Annotated in this window: 18 protein-coding genes; 5 read left to right on the plus strand and 13 right to left on the minus strand. The window is 66.2% G+C overall.

Annotated elements, in window-relative coordinates:
• Positions 1–454: 454 nt before the first annotated feature.
• From hisF to ACVDHE_RS03970, 9 genes are all read right to left on the minus strand, one after another.
• Positions 455–1,210 carry an imidazole glycerol phosphate synthase subunit HisF gene (gene hisF / locus ACVDHE_RS03930; RefSeq protein ID WP_458885668.1) on the minus strand — a complete coding sequence of 252 codons (756 nt, stop codon included), beginning with the start codon at positions 1,208–1,210 and terminating at the stop codon, positions 455–457.
• Positions 1,210–1,923 carry a 1-(5-phosphoribosyl)-5-[(5-phosphoribosylamino)methylideneamino]imidazole-4-carboxamide isomerase gene (gene hisA, locus ACVDHE_RS03935; protein WP_458885669.1) on the minus strand — a complete coding sequence of 238 codons (714 nt, stop codon included), beginning with the start codon at positions 1,921–1,923 and terminating at the stop codon, positions 1,210–1,212. The genes hisF and hisA overlap by 1 nt, the downstream gene beginning before the upstream one ends.
• A 27-nt stretch (positions 1,924–1,950) precedes the next feature.
• Entirely contained in the window at positions 1,951–2,430 is a 480-nt protein-coding gene (locus tag ACVDHE_RS03940) for a pyridoxamine 5'-phosphate oxidase family protein (RefSeq protein ID WP_458885670.1), read from the minus strand.
• Positions 2,431–2,441: 11 nt separating this feature from the next.
• A complete protein-coding gene (hisH, locus tag ACVDHE_RS03945) occupies positions 2,442–3,056 on the minus strand; it encodes an imidazole glycerol phosphate synthase subunit HisH (RefSeq protein WP_458885671.1) in 615 nt (204 codons plus the stop codon).
• 12 nt (positions 3,057–3,068) lie between these two features.
• Entirely contained in the window at positions 3,069–3,656 is a 588-nt protein-coding gene (gene hisB / locus ACVDHE_RS03950) for an imidazoleglycerol-phosphate dehydratase HisB (RefSeq protein WP_458885672.1), read from the minus strand.
• 16 nt (positions 3,657–3,672) lie between these two features.
• Positions 3,673–4,734: a histidinol-phosphate transaminase gene (hisC, locus tag ACVDHE_RS03955; protein WP_458885673.1), complete on the minus strand. Its 1,062-nt coding sequence runs from the start codon at positions 4,732–4,734 to the stop codon at positions 3,673–3,675.
• Positions 4,734–6,032 (minus strand): histidinol dehydrogenase, encoded by a 1,299-nt coding sequence (hisD, locus tag ACVDHE_RS03960; protein ID WP_458885674.1) that lies wholly within the window; start codon positions 6,030–6,032, stop codon positions 4,734–4,736. The genes hisC and hisD overlap by 1 nt, the downstream gene beginning before the upstream one ends.
• The gene (gene hisG / locus ACVDHE_RS03965) at positions 6,029–7,606 is read right to left on the minus strand and encodes an ATP phosphoribosyltransferase (protein WP_458885675.1); all 1,578 of its coding nucleotides are present in this window, start codon (positions 7,604–7,606) and stop codon (positions 6,029–6,031) included. Before hisG ends, hisD begins: the two co-directional genes overlap by 4 nt.
• 180 nt (positions 7,607–7,786) lie before the next feature.
• Positions 7,787–7,960: a hypothetical protein gene (locus ACVDHE_RS03970; RefSeq protein WP_458885676.1), complete on the minus strand. Its 174-nt coding sequence runs from the start codon at positions 7,958–7,960 to the stop codon at positions 7,787–7,789.
• A 100-nt stretch (positions 7,961–8,060) separates the two neighbouring features.
• Here ACVDHE_RS03970 and ACVDHE_RS03975 point away from each other — a divergent pair, with 100 nt between their 5' ends.
• The gene (locus ACVDHE_RS03975; protein ID WP_458885677.1) at positions 8,061–8,300 is read left to right on the plus strand and encodes a helix-turn-helix domain-containing protein; all 240 of its coding nucleotides are present in this window, start codon (positions 8,061–8,063) and stop codon (positions 8,298–8,300) included.
• A gap of 188 nt (positions 8,301–8,488) precedes the next feature.
• On the opposite strand, the gene ACVDHE_RS03980 is transcribed toward ACVDHE_RS03975, so the two are convergent.
• Together ACVDHE_RS03980 and ACVDHE_RS03985 are read right to left on the minus strand one after the other, a co-directional pair.
• Positions 8,489–9,904, minus strand: a complete 1,416-nt coding sequence (locus tag ACVDHE_RS03980; RefSeq protein WP_458885678.1) for a MerR family transcriptional regulator — start codon at positions 9,902–9,904, stop codon at positions 8,489–8,491.
• Positions 9,905–9,908: 4 nt separating this feature from the next.
• On the minus strand, positions 9,909–11,381 hold the full coding sequence (locus tag ACVDHE_RS03985) for a MerR family transcriptional regulator (RefSeq protein ID WP_458885679.1): 1,473 nt from the start codon (positions 11,379–11,381) through the stop codon (positions 9,909–9,911).
• Positions 11,382–11,493: 112 nt separating this feature from the next.
• Between ACVDHE_RS03985 and ACVDHE_RS03990 the strand changes: the two genes are divergently transcribed.
• The 4 genes from ACVDHE_RS03990 (at position 11,494) to ACVDHE_RS04005 (ending at position 14,307) form a co-directional block, all read left to right on the plus strand.
• Complete coding sequence (locus ACVDHE_RS03990) at positions 11,494–11,916, plus strand: cupin domain-containing protein (RefSeq protein WP_458885680.1); 423 nt, start codon at positions 11,494–11,496, stop codon at positions 11,914–11,916.
• 136 nt (positions 11,917–12,052) lie between these two features.
• Positions 12,053–12,544, plus strand: coding sequence for an RNA polymerase sigma factor (locus ACVDHE_RS03995; RefSeq protein WP_458885681.1), 492 nt, complete (start codon positions 12,053–12,055; stop codon positions 12,542–12,544).
• Positions 12,528–13,583, plus strand: coding sequence for a DUF4179 domain-containing protein (locus ACVDHE_RS04000; RefSeq protein WP_458885682.1), 1,056 nt, complete (start codon positions 12,528–12,530; stop codon positions 13,581–13,583). The genes ACVDHE_RS03995 and ACVDHE_RS04000 overlap by 17 nt, the downstream gene beginning before the upstream one ends.
• A 244-nt stretch (positions 13,584–13,827) precedes the next feature.
• Entirely contained in the window at positions 13,828–14,307 is a 480-nt protein-coding gene (locus tag ACVDHE_RS04005; protein WP_418726160.1) for a MarR family winged helix-turn-helix transcriptional regulator, read from the plus strand.
• Between the two features lie 44 nt (positions 14,308–14,351).
• On the opposite strand, the gene ACVDHE_RS04010 is transcribed toward ACVDHE_RS04005, so the two are convergent.
• Both ACVDHE_RS04010 and deoD read right to left on the minus strand, forming a co-directional pair.
• Positions 14,352–14,618, minus strand: a complete 267-nt coding sequence (locus tag ACVDHE_RS04010) for a hypothetical protein (RefSeq protein ID WP_458885683.1) — start codon at positions 14,616–14,618, stop codon at positions 14,352–14,354.
• A gap of 1 nt (position 14,619) precedes the next feature.
• Entirely contained in the window at positions 14,620–15,354 is a 735-nt protein-coding gene (gene deoD, locus ACVDHE_RS04015) for a purine-nucleoside phosphorylase (RefSeq protein WP_458885684.1), read from the minus strand.
• Between the last annotated feature and the right edge of the window lie 38 nt (positions 15,355–15,392).

Genomic DNA, 15,392 nt, shown 5'->3' on the forward strand with positions numbered 1-15,392 from the left:
TACGGCGATGCCGGGGCTTCCGGTCTGCCGCAGGGGCTGATTCCATATCGGCCCGCCGCCGGGCGCTCCGCCAGCACCAGGTGAGCGGCAGCGGAAAGAGACGCTGGCCGGTTCATTCACCACCCACGTTCTTCCGCCACAGTTCTTATGCGGGAACGCAGCTCTTCAAGGAACCGCCCCCGGCGCAGGGTCGACGGGGCCGCCGATTCAGCGCAAGCCGATTCGCACGGCCCCGCGCTTCGGCAAATAAGCCCCGGAGGGGCGATTTTTCCGCCGGCATCTTTTCTTTTGACTGGCCGCGGCCGTTTGCCTCCGGCCTAAGAGCCGCCTACGGCGGTTGGCCTCCGGCACGCGCCTGCGGGCGCAGTCTTTTCGTCTTGCCGAAAAGAAAATGGGGGCGGATCCCCCGTGGGAAGCCCGCGCTCCCGCCCGGCCCGCCGGCAGCAGGGCAGACTCAGGTCCGCATCTCCACGCCCCGGGCGCGGAGGTATCGCTTGAGGTCCTTGATGTCCACCTCTCCGGTGTGGAAGATGGAGGCCGCAAGGCCCGCGTCGATGCCGGGGTGGGTGAAAAGCTGGGCGAAGTGCTCCATATTCCCGGCGCCGCCGCTGGCGATGATGGGCACGTGCACCCGCTCCGCCAGGGCGTCCAGCATCTCCAGGTCGAAGCCCTGCTTGACGCCGTCGGTGTCGATGGAGTTGAGCACGATCTCCCCGGCGCCGTCGTTCACGCCCCGGACCGCCCAGTCCAGGGCGTCGATGCCGGTATCCTCCCGGCCGCCCTTGGCGAAGAGGCGGAACTGTCCGTCCACCCGCTTGACGTCCATGCTGAGGACCACGCACTGGTCGCCGTACTTCTTGGCGGCGGCGGCGATGATGGAGGGGTCCGCGATGGCGCCGGAGTTGACGGACACCTTGTCGGCGCCGCACTTGAGCACCCGGTCGAAGTCCTCCACGGAGCGGATGCCGCCGCCCACGGTCAGCGGAATGAAGATCTCCGCCGCCACCCGGCGGAGGATGTCGGTGAAGAGCTTGCGGCCCTCGGCGGAGGCGGTGATGTCGTAGAACACCAGCTCGTCGGCGCCGGAGTCGTTGTAGAACCGGGCCATGTCCACCGGGTCCGCCATGTCCCGCAGACCTTCAAAATTGACGCCCTTCACCACCCGGCCGTCCTTCACGTCCAGGCAGGGGATGATCCGCTTGGCCAGCATCAGCCCACCTCCTTCATGACGGTTTTCAGGTCCAGCCGCCCGGTGTACAGGGCCTTGCCCAGAATGGCGGCGTGGGAGCCGATGGCCTTCAGCTGCCGCAGCTCCTCGATGCTGCTGACACCGCCGGAGGCGGTGACGGCCAGGCCGTCGATTTTGGAAAGTTCCCGGTAGAGGTCCAGGTTCGTCCCCTGTTCGGCCCCGTCCCGGCTGATGTCGGTGTAGATGACGGCCTTCACCCCGGCGGAGCGGAGGCGGCGGCAGAAGTCCACGCCCTTTTCCGCGGACAGCTCCTTCCACCCGCTGACGGCCACGTAGCCGTCCCGGGCGTCCACACCCACAGCGATACGCTCGCCATACTTGTTGGCCATGCGCTCCGTGAAGGCGAAGTCCTTTACGGCGATGGTGCCCAGGATGCAGCGGCCCACCCCCAGGTCCAGATAGCGGCGGATGCGGTCCTCATCCCGGATGCCGCCGCCCACCTCGATATACAGCCCGCCCTGGCGGGCGATGGCGGCGATGGGGTCAAAATTGGCCAGGGTGCCGTCCCGGGCGCCGTCCAGGTCCACCACGTGGAGGCATTTCGCCCCGGCGGCCAGGAAGTCCCGGGCCACGGCGCAGGGGTCCGCGGCGTAGACGGTCTCTTTGTCGTAATCCCCCTGGTAGAGGCGGACCACCTGTCCGCCCCGCAGGTCAATGGCGGGAAAAATATCCATAGGCGTTCTCTCCCATCTCAAATGGCGTCACAGGTGCTCCTTGCAGGTGAGGCTCTCCACCTCCAGCCGGAAGATCCCCACGGCATCCAGCATGGCCGGGCCGTAGGTCCACCGGTCCTGCCCGGTGCACTGGCGCATGACGGCGCTGAGCCCCGTCTCCTTCTCGGCAGGGTCCGTCACCTCGGCGACGGTCCCCTCCCCGATGATGCTGCGGAAGGCCGCGGTGTAGTCGCAGGCCTGCTCCCCGCCCTGGAGGCGGTAGCCGGTGTCCATCTCAAAGCAGGCACAGCCGCCCTGCCGGATCAGGTCCGCCTTGCGGCCCTCCTTCGCCCCGTGGAAGTAGAGGAACTGCTTGCCCTCCCGTTCCGCCAGGCCGAAGTTCAGCGGCACCACATACACCCGATCCCCGTCCCGCAGGCCCAGGCGGCACACCTGGCACTCCGCCAGCACGGCGCGGATCTTTGCCGGGTCCGTAACGGCCCGGTCCTTGCGTCTCATGGGTCTCATAGGTCCCTCCCTCACAGCTCGCCGAAGGCCTTCAGGATCCGCAGCCCCGTGTCCCCGGACTTCTCCGGGTGGAACTGGGTGCCCCAGACGTTGCCCTGGCGGACCACGCCGGTGACGGCCACGTTGCCGTACCGGGACACCGCCGAGGTGCTCTCCGCGCAGCGGCGGGCGTAGAAGCTGTGGACATAGTAGACGTATTCCCCGTCGCTGACATCCCGCAGCAGGGGATCGTCCTTCTTTTGAAATTCCAGGCTGTTCCAGCCCATGTGGGGGACCTTGAGCGTCTTGTCGGAAAGGTCCTCCCGCAGGTCCGCCACCTCGCCGGGCACCAGCCCCAGGCCCGGGTGCTCCCCGTACTCAAAGCTCCGGTCAAAGAGCAGCTGCATCCCCAGGCAGATGCCCAGGAACGGCTTCTTCTCCGCCTCCTCCAGCAGCACCGGCACCAGCCCCGTGGCGTCCAGCTTGGCCCGGGCGTCGCCGAAGGCGCCCACGCCGGGCAGGACGATCCGGTCCGCGGCGTGCAGGTCCTCCGCCTTTCCGGTGACCTCCGCCGCCAGGCCCAGGTGATGCAGGCTGGAGACCAGGGAGTAGAGGTTGCCCACGCCGTAATCCACAATGGCGATCATGGTCAGCCCTCCTTACAGCGTGCCCTTGGTGCTGGGGATCTCCCCCAGGTGCTTTTCGTCCAGGGCCACGGCGGACTTCAGCGTCCGGCCCATGCCCTTGAACACCGCCTCCAGGATGTGGTGGGTGTTCTCCCCGGCCATCTGCCGGATGTGGACGGAGCCGGGGCAGCTGCGGACGAAGGCCAGCCAGAACTCCTTGGCCAGCTCCGTGTCAAAGTCCCCCACCTTTGCGGCGGGCAATTCCACGGCCCAGCCCAGATAGTCCCGGCCGGAGAGGTCGCAGGCGCACAGCACCAGCGTCTCGTCCATGGGCAGCAGGAACTGGCCGTAGCGGCAGATGCCCCGCTTGTCCCCCAGGGCCTGGGAGAAGGCCTTGCCCAGGCAGATGCCGATGTCCTCCACGCTGTGGTGGCCGTCCACCTCCGTGTCCCCGTCGCAGCGGACCGTCAGGTCGAAGTCCCCGTGGCGGGCGAAGAGGGTCAGCATGTGGTCCAGGAACCCCACGCCGGTGGCGATGTCGCTCTTTCCGGTGCCGTCCAGGCACAGGCTCAGGCGGATGCGGGTCTCCTGGGTGTTGCGCTGAATGTCAGCAGTGCGCATGGCGCGTCCTCCTTCCTTATTCCGCCAGCAGGCGGTCGATCCGCTCCACCAGCGTCTCCATCTGCTGGCGCGAGCCGATGGTGATGCGAACGTAGTCCCGGATGCGGTCGCTGTCGAACCACCGCACCAGGACCCCCGCCGCCTTCAGTCTCCGGTAGAGCTCTTCGCCGCCGATACGGTCGCTTTTGGCGAAGAGGAAGTTTGCCAGGGAGGGCAGGATGGTGAAGCCCCGTTTTTCCAGGGCCCGGACCGTCCAGTCCCGGTTCTCCTCAATGGCGGCGCAGCAGCGGGCGAAGTAGTCCCCGTCCTCCATGGCGGCGGTGCCGGCCAGGATGGACAGGCGGTTGACGTTATAGGGGTTGAAGCTGTACTTCACCCGGTTCAGGTCCGCGATCAGCGCCTCGCAGCCCAGGGCGAAGCCCACCCGCCCGCCGGCGAGAGACCGACTCTTGGACATGGTCTGGGTCACCAGCAGGTTGTCGTATTCACGGACCAGGGGCACGCAGCTCTCGGCGCCGAAGTCCACATAGGCCTCGTCCACGATCACCACCCGATTTTTGTCCGCCTTCAGCAATCTCCGAATGTCGGACACCGCCACGGCCATGCCGGTGGGGGCGTTGGGGTTGGCGATGACGACGGTGCCGGGGAAGTCCAGGTAGTCCTCCACCGCCAGGGAGAAATCCTGGCGCAGGGGGACGATGCGGCTGTCCAGGCCGAACAGGGCCGTCTGGGCCTTGTAGAAGCCGTAGGTGATATCGGCGTGGGCCACGGGCTTTCCCGCCCCGCAGAAGGCCCGGAAGGCAAAGGCCAGGATCTCGTCGGAGCCGTTGCCGGTGAGGACATTCTCCCGGCGCAGGCCGTACCGCTGGGCGATGGCGTCGTTCAGGGCCTGGCAGGTGGGGTCGGAGTAGAGGTTCAGCCGCTTCACCTCGCCCCGGGAGACGGCCTCCAGCACGCCGGGGGCGGGCGGGAAGGGGCTCTCGTTGGTGTTGAGCTTCACGTACTTCTGGTCCCGGGGCTGTTCCCCGGGGGTATAGGGCGCGAGGCACTCCGCCTCGGCGGACAAAAAGCGGCTCATCAGTCGGTTTCTCCCTTCTCCTTGGTCTGGCGGCGGCTCAATACCGACCGGGCGTGGGCCTCCAGCCCCTCCCGGCGGGCGAACTCGGCGATCCGGGGGGCGGCCTCCGCCAGGGCCTCCCGGGTGTAGTAGAGGAAGCTGGACCGCTTGCGGAAGTCGTCCACCCCCAGGGGGCTGGAGAACCGGGCGGTGCCGGAGGTGGGCAGGGTGTGGTTGGGCCCGGCGAAGTAGTCGCCCAGGGCCTCCGGGGCACTGCGGCCCAGGAACACGCTGCCGGCATTGCGAATTTGAGGCAGCAGGGCGAAGGGGTCCGCCACGCACAGCTCCAGGTGCTCCGGGGCGATGCGGTTCACCGCCTCCACCGCCGCGGAGAGGTCCGCGGTCACGATGATCTTGCCGTTGTCGTTGAGCGCTTTTGCGGCGATGTCCCGCCGGGGCAGGGCCGCGAGCTGCTCCTCCAGCTCCCGCTGCACCGCCTGGGCCAGGGGGCGGCTGTCCGTCACCAGCACGGCGGAGGCGCACACGTCGTGCTCCGCCTGGCTCAGCAGGTCCGCCGCCACCCAGGCGGGGTCGCTGTCCCCGTCGGAGAGCACCAGGATCTCGCTGGGCCCGGCGATCATGTCGATGCCCACCTGGCCGAACACCTTCCGCTTGGCGGTGGCCACGAAGATGCCGCCGGGGCCCACCACCTTGTCCACCGCCGGGATGGTCTCGGTGCCGTAGGCCAGGGCCGCCACCGCCTGGGCGCCGCCCACCTTGAAGATCCGGTCCGCCCCGGCGATCTTCGCCGCCGCCAGGGCCTCCGGGCTGACGGCGCCGGTCTGGTCCGGCGGGGTCACCACGAAGATCTCCTCCACGCCCGCGATCCGGGCGGGGATCACGTTCATCAATATGGTGGAGGGGAAGGCCTCCGGGCTCCGGGGCACGCACACGCCCACCCGCCGGATGGGGGTGTACCGCTGTCCCATGACGATGTCGGGCCGGTCGGCGAGGACAAAGTCGCTTTGCACCTGCCGTTCGTGGAAACGGCGGATGTTGTCCGCCGCCATTTGCAGCGTGGTCTTGAAGTCCTCGTCCAGGGCGGCCCAGGCCGCGTCCATCTCCGCCGCCGTCACCTCCAGGGCCGTCAAGGACACGCCGTCGAACCGCTCCGTGTACCGCAGCAGCGCCGCGTCGCCGTTTTTCCGCACGTCGGCGATCACCGCGTCCACGGCGGCGCCCACGTCCGCCTCCGCCCGGATGTCCCGGTTGAGGATCTCCTCCGGCCGGATCGTCTCCCAATCTAAGATCCGGATCACTGGTCCGTCACCTCCGTGAGTTTTTTCAGAAGCGTGCCGATCTCCCGGTGCTTGAACTGGTAGCTGGCCCGGTTGGCGATGAACCGGGCGGAGATGGGCATGAACTCCGTCAGCACCTTCAAATCGTTCTCCTTCAGGGTGGTGCCCGTCTCCACGATGTCCACGATCACGTCGCTGAGGCCCAGGATGGGGGCCAGCTCGATGGACCCGCCCAGCTTGATGATGTCGATGTCCCGGCCCTGGGCGGCGTAGTAGGCTTTTGCAATATTCACAAACTTGGTAGCCACCCGCAGCGCCCGGCTCTGGTCCTCGGCAAAGTCCTTGGGCCCGGCCACGCACATGCGGCACTTGCCAAGGCCCGTGTCCAGCAGCTCATACACGTCCGCCCCGGACTCGGCCAGGATGTCCTTGCCCACGATGCCGATGTCGGCGGCGCCGTGCTCCACATAGATGGCCACGTCGCTGGGCTTGACCAGGAAATAGCGGATCCCGGCCTCCCGGTTCTCCACCACCAGCTTGCGGGTGTCGTTGTAGTTCTCCGGGCAGCCGTAGCCCACGCCTGCCAGCAGGTCGTAGACCTTGTCGCCCAGGCGGCCCTTGGGCAGGGCCACGTTCAGCATGACCTTCCCGTCCGTCTCCGCCGGGGCGTCGGCCAGCCGGTCCAGCTCGTCTAAGTACAGCGCGAAGCCGATGGCCCGGGCGCCGGGCCGGAACTGCTCCGCCAAAGGGTCGTACCGGCCGCCCCGCAGCACCGCCCGGGGTAGGCCCGCCAGATATCCCTGGAGGACCAGGCCGTTGTAGTACTCCATGTCGTTGACGAGAGACAGGTCCAGCTTCACGTTGGCGGTGCCGTCGGTGCCCTCCAGGGCCTCACACAGCGTCCGCAGCTCCGTCAGGGCATCGCCCATGGCGGCGTTGAGGGCCAGGGGCTCCGCGGCGGCGAGCACCTGCTCCCAGGGTCCCGCCAGCTCGCCCAGGCGGCACAGGGCGTCCGTGCCCTGGCGGGAGAGGCCCGCCGCGGCGGCGGCCTTTTGCAGCTCGTGGCGGTTCTTGTCCCGGATACAGGTCAGCAGCTTCGGCCGCGCCGCCTCCCCGGCGCCCACGGCGTCAAAGAGGCCTGTCACAAAGCCCATGTGGCTGATCTCCAGCAGGAAGTCCCGCTCCGTCAGGGCCAGGCTCCGCAGGGCCAGGGACACGGCCTGGGCGGTGGCGCCGTCGTCCACGGCGCCGATGCACTCCAGGCCCATCTGGCTGATCTCACGGAAGGTGTGGCTCTCCTGGCTGGGGCGGTAGACGTTCTCCATATAATAGTAGCGTCCGCAGCCGCCGCTCTCCACCTGGGCGTTCTTGGCGATGGAGAGGGTCACGTCCGGCTTGAGGGCCAGCAGCCGCCCGTCCAGATCCGTGAAGGTGATGACCTGCTCGCTGGAGAGGAAGCGCCGGTTCTCCTGATAGAGCCCGTACTCCTCGAAGCGGCCCATGTGGTACTTGGAAAAGCCCGCGCGCTCGTACAGCAGCCGCAATTGCAAAGACACCCGCTCCTGGGGCTTGAGAATGTTGAGATCCAGTTCCATGGATGCGTCCTCCCAAAGGGGCCTGGGGCCCGTTTTTTCATGGGGTCCATTTTACTTTATTTTGTTAGCAAAGTAAAGTGGTAATTCGGTAGCAAACGAAATTTTCCCATTTGCACAAATTTCCAGGCGCAAATAAAACGATACAGGGTGTATTTTACACCCTGTATCGTTTCTTTGCAATCATTCCCCGTCTGACCGGCGCGGTTCCTTCACCGGGATGCCGCTTCGGATCAAAAAGATCCGCAGCTGCTCCAGCGCCTCGGCGTCGCTGGTCCGCTCCTCCAGGATGCGGGCGATGTCCCGCAGAGGCCTGCTGTACGGCTGGGGACGAATGTAAGTTTTGTCGAGATCCATGTTGTCGCCTCCATTTTTCTTTTCATTAGATATACATAATAAAATTAACACGCTCCGCACATAAAATCAAGATATCTCATTATGTATATGGAGTGTTATTTTGAAACGGAGTACGCCTCTCAGCCGCAATATCGGCAAAAAAGTGAAATCCTACCGGGAGCTGCGGGGGCTGACCCAGAAGGAGCTGGCCGCCCGGCTGCAAACCGTCGGCTGCGACTTGACGGAAAGCATGGTGGGGCAGATTGAGATCGGCTATCGGGCCACCTCCATTTATGAGATCGACAAGCTGGCGGAGGTCCTGCACGTGGATTACAACGCCCTGTTCGCCCAGGACGACTGACCGGGAGGCCGTGAAGGCCTCCCGGTTTTTCTGCCGCAGACGCCCGCCCCAAGGCTTCCCCCTCCGGGGGGAAGCCGGCGAGCGCAGCGAGCCTGATGAGGGGCCGCATCCCGGAAATCCGCCGGTCAGCGGGCCCTCATCCGTCATTTGCTCCGCAAATGACGCCTTCCCCCAAAGGGGAAGGCTTTTTATTTTTCCAGCGCCAGGGTGAGGGTCACCGTCCCCCACAGGGCCTCGGTGGTGGACCCGGTCACCCAGCGCATATCCGCGTCACAGGTGATCTCCAGGCCCTCCCACTGGATCGTCCAGTCTCCCACGCCCATGCGCTCCAGCTCCTCCAGCCGCCGGTCCCGGCTGGATTTCCAGAAGGGCGCGTCCTCCTGCGCCCAGGCCAGGGCCATGGCCGCCGCCAGCGCCGACTGGGGCAGCGTCAGCGGATAGCTCATATCCAGCGTCCCATCCGCCCGCACCGTCACGGCCGTCACCACGTCTCCCTCCGTCTGGTAGGAAAACTCCGTCTGCTTCCAGAAGCGGTGCGCGTCCCGATAGCCCTCCCACTGACCCGCCGTGTCCATGGCGCCGTCCACATAGCCATCGAGATATGCCTTCTGCTGGTTGACGTTCTCCGCGAACTCCGCCACCGTCAGGTCTCCCCGGTTGGGCGGCAGAGTCGCCTGGGTCCACCGCACCATATAGGCGACGAGCCCCGCAAGGCCCAGTCCCAGCAGCACCAGCCACCAGGGATACGCCTCGCTGACGCTGCGGTAGGCGGTCTCCCGGTCCCAGGGCTGAGGCTCGTCCTCCACGCACCGCTTCAGGCACCGGTACAGCACGAACCAGCCCACCACGGGAATGGCCAGCAGGATCTGACAGCCATAGATCCCCGCCAGGCGGGCCGCCCCCTGTTTCACGGACAGCCGCCCGCCGCCGGGTCGGCTGAGCCGCAGGCCCATGAGGACCTTGCCCGGGGTGGTGCCGAACAGGTGCAGCAGCAGCGGCTCCACCAGCAGTTCCAGCAGCTTGGACAGCAAAAACGCGAACCATTCGCTGCCCGCGTCCAGCCCGTAGGAGGACAGCGCCAGGGGGATCAGAAACACCAGCAGATACAGCGTCTCATCGATGGACCGGGCCACCAACCGCCGGACCGGATTTCCGACCGTGGGCAGCGTGTCCGCCGCCGGCAGGGGCGGCGCCTCCGGCTGGCGCCACCAGGCCCCCCCGCTCTCCTCCGGCAGAGCCGGGGCATCCAGGTCCCGGAGGTACTTCCCGGCGTCCAGAGCGTCGAAGCCGACCCCCGCTGAGCGGACCGCGCCGCACACCTGCCGCACCCGCTCCAGCGACGCCTGCTCACCCTCCAGCTCCGCCAGACGCCGGTCCAGCACGGCGGGGAGAGCCTCCGTCCCCCGGCGCAGGTTCCGCAGCTCCTCCACGCTGACCCCCAGCCGCCGCAGCAGCTTGATCTTCTCCAACGTCTCCAGGTCTTTCTCGCTGTATTCCCGGTAGCCGTTTTTCGCCCGCCGGGGACTCAGCAGCCCCTCCGCCTCGTAGTAGCGGATGTTGGCCCGGGGCACACCGGAGCGCACCTCCATCTCCTTGCTGGTCATCCCGTCATTCCTCCAATGCCATGGTGAAGGTGAAGGCGAAATGGTTCTCCCCGCCCTTGGTGTCGGGGAAAGCGATCCCCATTGTCGTTGCGGAAAAACCGTCCATCTCCGTCTCCAGCGTCATGGTCACATCGCCCTGGCGCAGGGTGAAGCCCCGGTCCCAGTCCAGCTCATCAAACACCGCCAGCTGCCGCTTCTTTTCAGAGGTCCAGAAGGGCGCGTCCTCCCGGGCCCAGGCAAAGGCGGCCAGGACCGCCGCCATGCGGTACTCCGGCAGGCTGTACCAGTCAAAGCTGTTCCGCACTTCACCGGACAGCGTCACGGCGGTGAGCCGCCCGTCCTCCACGGTGTAGCGGAACTGGTCCGCGCCGGGGATCTCCTGACTGACGGAAACGCGGATCACATTGGGCTCCTCCGGCCGCTCCTGAAAGACGCCCTGGCTGTCCAGCTCCCCTCCGAAATCCATCCCCAGGTACGCCGCCTGGCGGTTGAAGTTCTCCGCAAATTCCGCCACCGTCAGGTCCCCCCGGTTGGGCGGCATCAGGGCGGCGCTGTTGACCGCCTCGCCCACGCCAATGACCAGGGCCAGCGCCGCGGCGGTGGCCGCCAGGTTCCGCAGCCGGAAGGGCCGGGCCGTATAGGCGATGTCCGCGTCCCAGGGCTGGGGCTCCTCATCCAGGCAGCGCCGCACCGTCCGGTACATCTGGATCAGCGACCAGATGGGGAGGCCGAAGCCCAGACCGCACCAGAGCATCATGAGGTAGCGGGTGAAGCCGTCGGACCAGGACAGCCGCCCGCCGTCGCTCCGGGCCAGATGCAGGCCCATGAGGGCCTTGCCCGGGGTAGTGCCAAACAGGCGCAGCAGCAGCGGCTCCACCAGCGCCAGCAGCACCGCGAGCCCCAGGTTCACAGCCAGATCGTTCAGCTGGGCCGGATTTTGTCCCAGGAGACACAGCGCCGCCAGCAGGACCATGGCCAGGAAAAACTGATCCAGCATCCGGGCAATCAGCCGCCGGGGGATACTGCATACCGTGGGCAGCGTGTCCGCCGCCGGCAGGGGCGGCGCCTCCGGCTGGCGCCACCAGGTCCCCCCGCTCTCCTCCGGCAGGGCCGGGGCGTCCAGGTCCCGGAGGTACTTCCCGGCGTCCAGGGCGTCGAAGCCGACCCCCGCTGAGCGGACCGCGCCGCACACCTGCCGCACCCGCTCCAGCGACGCCTGCTCGCCGCCCAGCTCCGCCAGACGCCGGTCCAGAACATCCGAGAGGTCCTCCGTCCCCTGGCGCAGCTGCCGCAGCTCCTCCACGCTGACCCCCAGCCGCCGCAGCAGCTTGATCTTCTCCAACGTCTCCAGATCTTTCTCGCTGTATTCCCGGTAGCCGTTTTTCGCCCGCTGGGGGCTCAGCAGGCCCTCCGCCTCGTAGTAGCGGATGTTGGCCCGGGGCACGCCGGAGCGCAGTTCGATTTCCTTACTGGTCATCCCGTCATCTCCTTTGGGCCTATGGTAAAGGGTGAAGTGGCTTGATAGTCAAGCCTTTTCTGAAAAAAAGCGGATTTTTCCCGGCTGGACATTCCCCCGCCCCTTTGATACAATGACACCATCAGTTTACCACCCCCGCCCCCGGCGGCGCAAGGCCGGCGGCGGGGCGGAGAAAAAAGGAGAGAGCGCCATGATCACCCGCAGCGAAAACTGTCCCCGCCGGGACGCCTGCGTCCAGAAGGGCAAGGGCCTGATCCACATGAAGGACCTGACCGACAAGGAGGGCCTGTACGGCCACGGCCGCCTGTTCGCCCACGTCACCGTGGACCCGGGCTGCTCCATCGGCTATCACCCCCATGACCACGAGACGGAGTTCTACTATATCATTAAGGGCGAAGCGGTGTTCAGCGACAACGGCGTGGAATCCGTGGTCCGCGCCGGCGACATCTGCGCCACCGGCTACGGCGAATCCCACGGGCTGGAGAACCGGACCGATGAGCCGGTGGAGCTGATCGCCCTGATCGCCATGGAGTGAGCCCATGAAAAAGGAGCGGCGGCGCCGCTCCTTTTTGCTGTCCAAATTGTTCCTCCGAAAAAATCCCCCTCCCAGTGAAAGTTTTCTCTCCGCCGGATCGTATCCAAGGTGAGAGCGCTCCAAAGGAGTTGAAACCATGAACCAAACCCAACAACAGGCCCAGCGCCTGGCGGAGACCTACGCGGACCCCATCCTCCGCCTCAGCTACGCCTACCTGAAAAACACCCACGATGCCCAGGACGTGTGCCAAACGGTGTTCGTCAAGCTGCTGACGGAGCCCCGGGAATTCGAGAGCCCCCAGCACGAGCGGGCCTACGTCCTGCGGATGGCGGCCAACGCCTGCAAGGACATCCTGAAAAGCCCCTGGCGCAGGCGCACCTGCGGCCTGGAGGCGGTGCTGGAGGTCCCGGCGCCGGAGGCGGAGGAGGGCACCGTCCTCTCGGCGGTCAACACCCTGCCGCCCCACTACCGGGCGGTCATCTACCTCTTTTACTACGAGGGATATCAGGCCGCAGAGATCGGCGCCATCCTGGGCATTCCCACCGCCACGGTCCACACCCGCCTGGCCCGGGGCCGGGCCAAGCTGAAAACTTTACTGGGAGGAACAGAATATGAGCAATCCGTTTGAATACAAGGACGCCATGAATGCCCTGCACTACACCGACGAGCAGAAATCCCTCCTGGCAGCGCAGGCGGCCCAGGCCGCCCAGTCCGCCCGCCGGACGGAGCGGCACACCCGCCGCCCCCTGCTGCGCACGGCGCTGATCGCCGCCTGCCTGACGGCGGCCCTGGCCGTCACCGCCGGTGCCACCGGCGTGCTCAAATCCGCCGCGGAGGCCTTCGCCCCCATCTTCGGCGGCAGCGCCGCCCAGACGGAGATCATCGACAAGATCGGCTATCCCGTGGGCGCCAGCGACACGGACAATGGCGTCACCATCACCGCCGACGCGGTCCTGGGCGACCGGTACAACGCCGCCATCGTCTTTACCATCACCCGGGACGACGGCACCGCCCTGCTGCCTGCCGGAGCGGAGGACGCCATGCTGCTGGTCCGGGGCGGCGGTGTGGATCTGGACATCCTGGGCGGCACCCACGGCGGCAGCTGGTTTGTGGACGAGGACCCCACCGACGACACCGTCCAGCTGATCCAGACCGTCAGTTCTGACGTGCCCATCAACGACTGCACCGCCACGGCAAAGTTTGAAGACCTCTGGCTCTGGGACGAGGAGAGCGGCGAATCTGTTCCCTTCGCGGAGGGGACCTGGAAGCTCCGCTTCGACGTGCGCTACGAGGACGCCTCCGTCACCCTGGGCGGCGGCGAGACCTTCGCTCAAGACGGCATGACGTTCACTATCGACGCCGTCACCGTCTCCCCTGTGGCCTTCAAGGTGGACTACACCGTGGACAGCGAGGTCCGGTGGAGCGACAGCGGCAGCGGTCAGCAGAGCGAGGCCGACAGCCGGGAGATGCAGCGGTACTTTGAAAACGTGGAGATCCTGCTGAACAAGACCGACGGCACGGTCCTGGATCTCAGCGGCGCCGGCGGCAGCATCAGCCCCGACCACGGCACCACCGTCTGCTCCAAGAGCAATTTCTTCAGCGAGATCCTGCCCATGGAGGAGATCGAGAGCATCCGCGTCGGCGGCGTGGAGTTCCCCCTGGCGTAAAAAAGTACGAAAAACGAGAGAGCGGAGCCTCCCCAAGCTCCGCTCTCTCATATAAAAGGTGTCATCGTGGTGTGTCAAGTCACGATTCAGTAAGGTCAGTATAGAAGAAGTCGTTGCGTTTGTCAACTAAAATAGTTGCGAACCGCAACTTTTGTGGATCCTGACAAAAAGTGCCCGCTTGAATTGACGAAACGCCCCAATCCATGTAAGATACATACAAACGGATGAAGGGGAGGCGGTGGTCATGGACCCCACCAAGCGGAGGATCCGCAAAATCGACCGGGACGTGCAGCGTTTCGTGGCCCACGCCCTCCACAACACCAGCCTGAGCCTGTCGGACTATGAGATGGTTCAGACCGTCCACCACCGGCCCGGCATCACCCAGGGGGAGCTGTGCCGGCGGTACAGTCAGGACAAGAGCACCGTGGCCCGCCGGGCCGCCAAGCTGGAGAAGGAGGGCTACATCCAGCGCCTGCCCAGCGACGAGGACCGCCGCAGCAAGCACCTGTATGTGACGGACAAGGGCCTGGCCCTGCGGAATCAGAAGATCGACGCGGAGGTCTTTTATTTCTCCTGGCTGACGGCGGAGCTGACGGAGGAGGAAATTTCGGTTCTGGTCCCCCTGCTGGACAAGCTCCATGCCCGCAGCCGCGGCGAGCGGCTGGAGGACTTCGTCCACATCCTTTCGGAATACCGCGAGACCCATCCCAAACAGGCTGAATAACACAGAAAAAGCCGGGGCGCTGCGCGCCCCGGCTTCTCGCTTGCTCAGATGTCCTCCAGTGCCGCCCTGGCCCGTTCCAGGTCCTCCGGCCGGACGGAGACATAGTAGGTCTTTCGGTCGATCTTTCCGTTGGGGCCGAAGTCCCGGTGGTCCAGCTTGGCCCCGCAGCCGCACACCGGCGGCTCCGTCTCGTAGTATCCGGCCTCCATGACCTTGATGCCAGCGGCTTTCAGCCGCTCCCTGGCGGCCTTCCACCGCCTCTGGTCACCCCAGACCTCAAAGGCCTTCTCCCGCTTTCCAAAGAGGGCCATCTCACTCCTCCAGGGAATTCCAGGCGGTCTCCAGGGCGATCTCCATCATCTCGTGGAAGGAGTCCTGCCGCTCCTGGGCGTTCAGGGCCTCGCCGGTGAAGATGTGGTCGGAGATGGTCAGGATGGCCAGGGCCCGCTTGCCCAGCCGCTGGGCGGTCCAGTAAAGGCCCGCCGCCTCCATCTCCAGGGCCAGGATGCCGAACTTGCGGTACATCTCCCCGGCCTCGGGGTTGTCATTGTAGAACTGGTCGGCGGTGAACACCTGGCCCACGTCCGCCCGGACGCCCAGACGCTCCGCCGCCGCCACGGCGTCCTTCAGCAGGCCGTAGTCCGCGGTGGCGCACAGCTGGCCGGGGAAGCGGTACTGGTCGGCAAAGTGGGAGTTGGTGGACGCGCCCAGGGCGATCACCACGTCCCGGACCTTCACGTTGTCCCCGATGCCGCCGGCGGAGCCGATGCGGATGATGGTGTCCACGCCGAAAAACTCATAGAGCTCATAGCTGTAAATGCCCACGGAGGGCACGCCCATGCCGTGGCCCATGACGGAGATCTTCTTGCCCTTGTAGGTGCCGGTGTAGCCCAGCATGTTGCGCACGGTGTTGAAGCACACGGGGTTTTCCAGATAGTGCTCCGCCACGTACTTGGCCCGCAGGGGGTCGCCGGGCATCAGCACCGCCTTGGCGATGAGACCTTCTTCCGCCGCGATGGAGGCGGAGGGGGATTCCTGGATTGCCATAGTTGTTTCCTCCTTGTATCTTGTTTGGCGCGCCGCGG

Source organism: Dysosmobacter sp. Phy, from assembly GCF_054476235.1.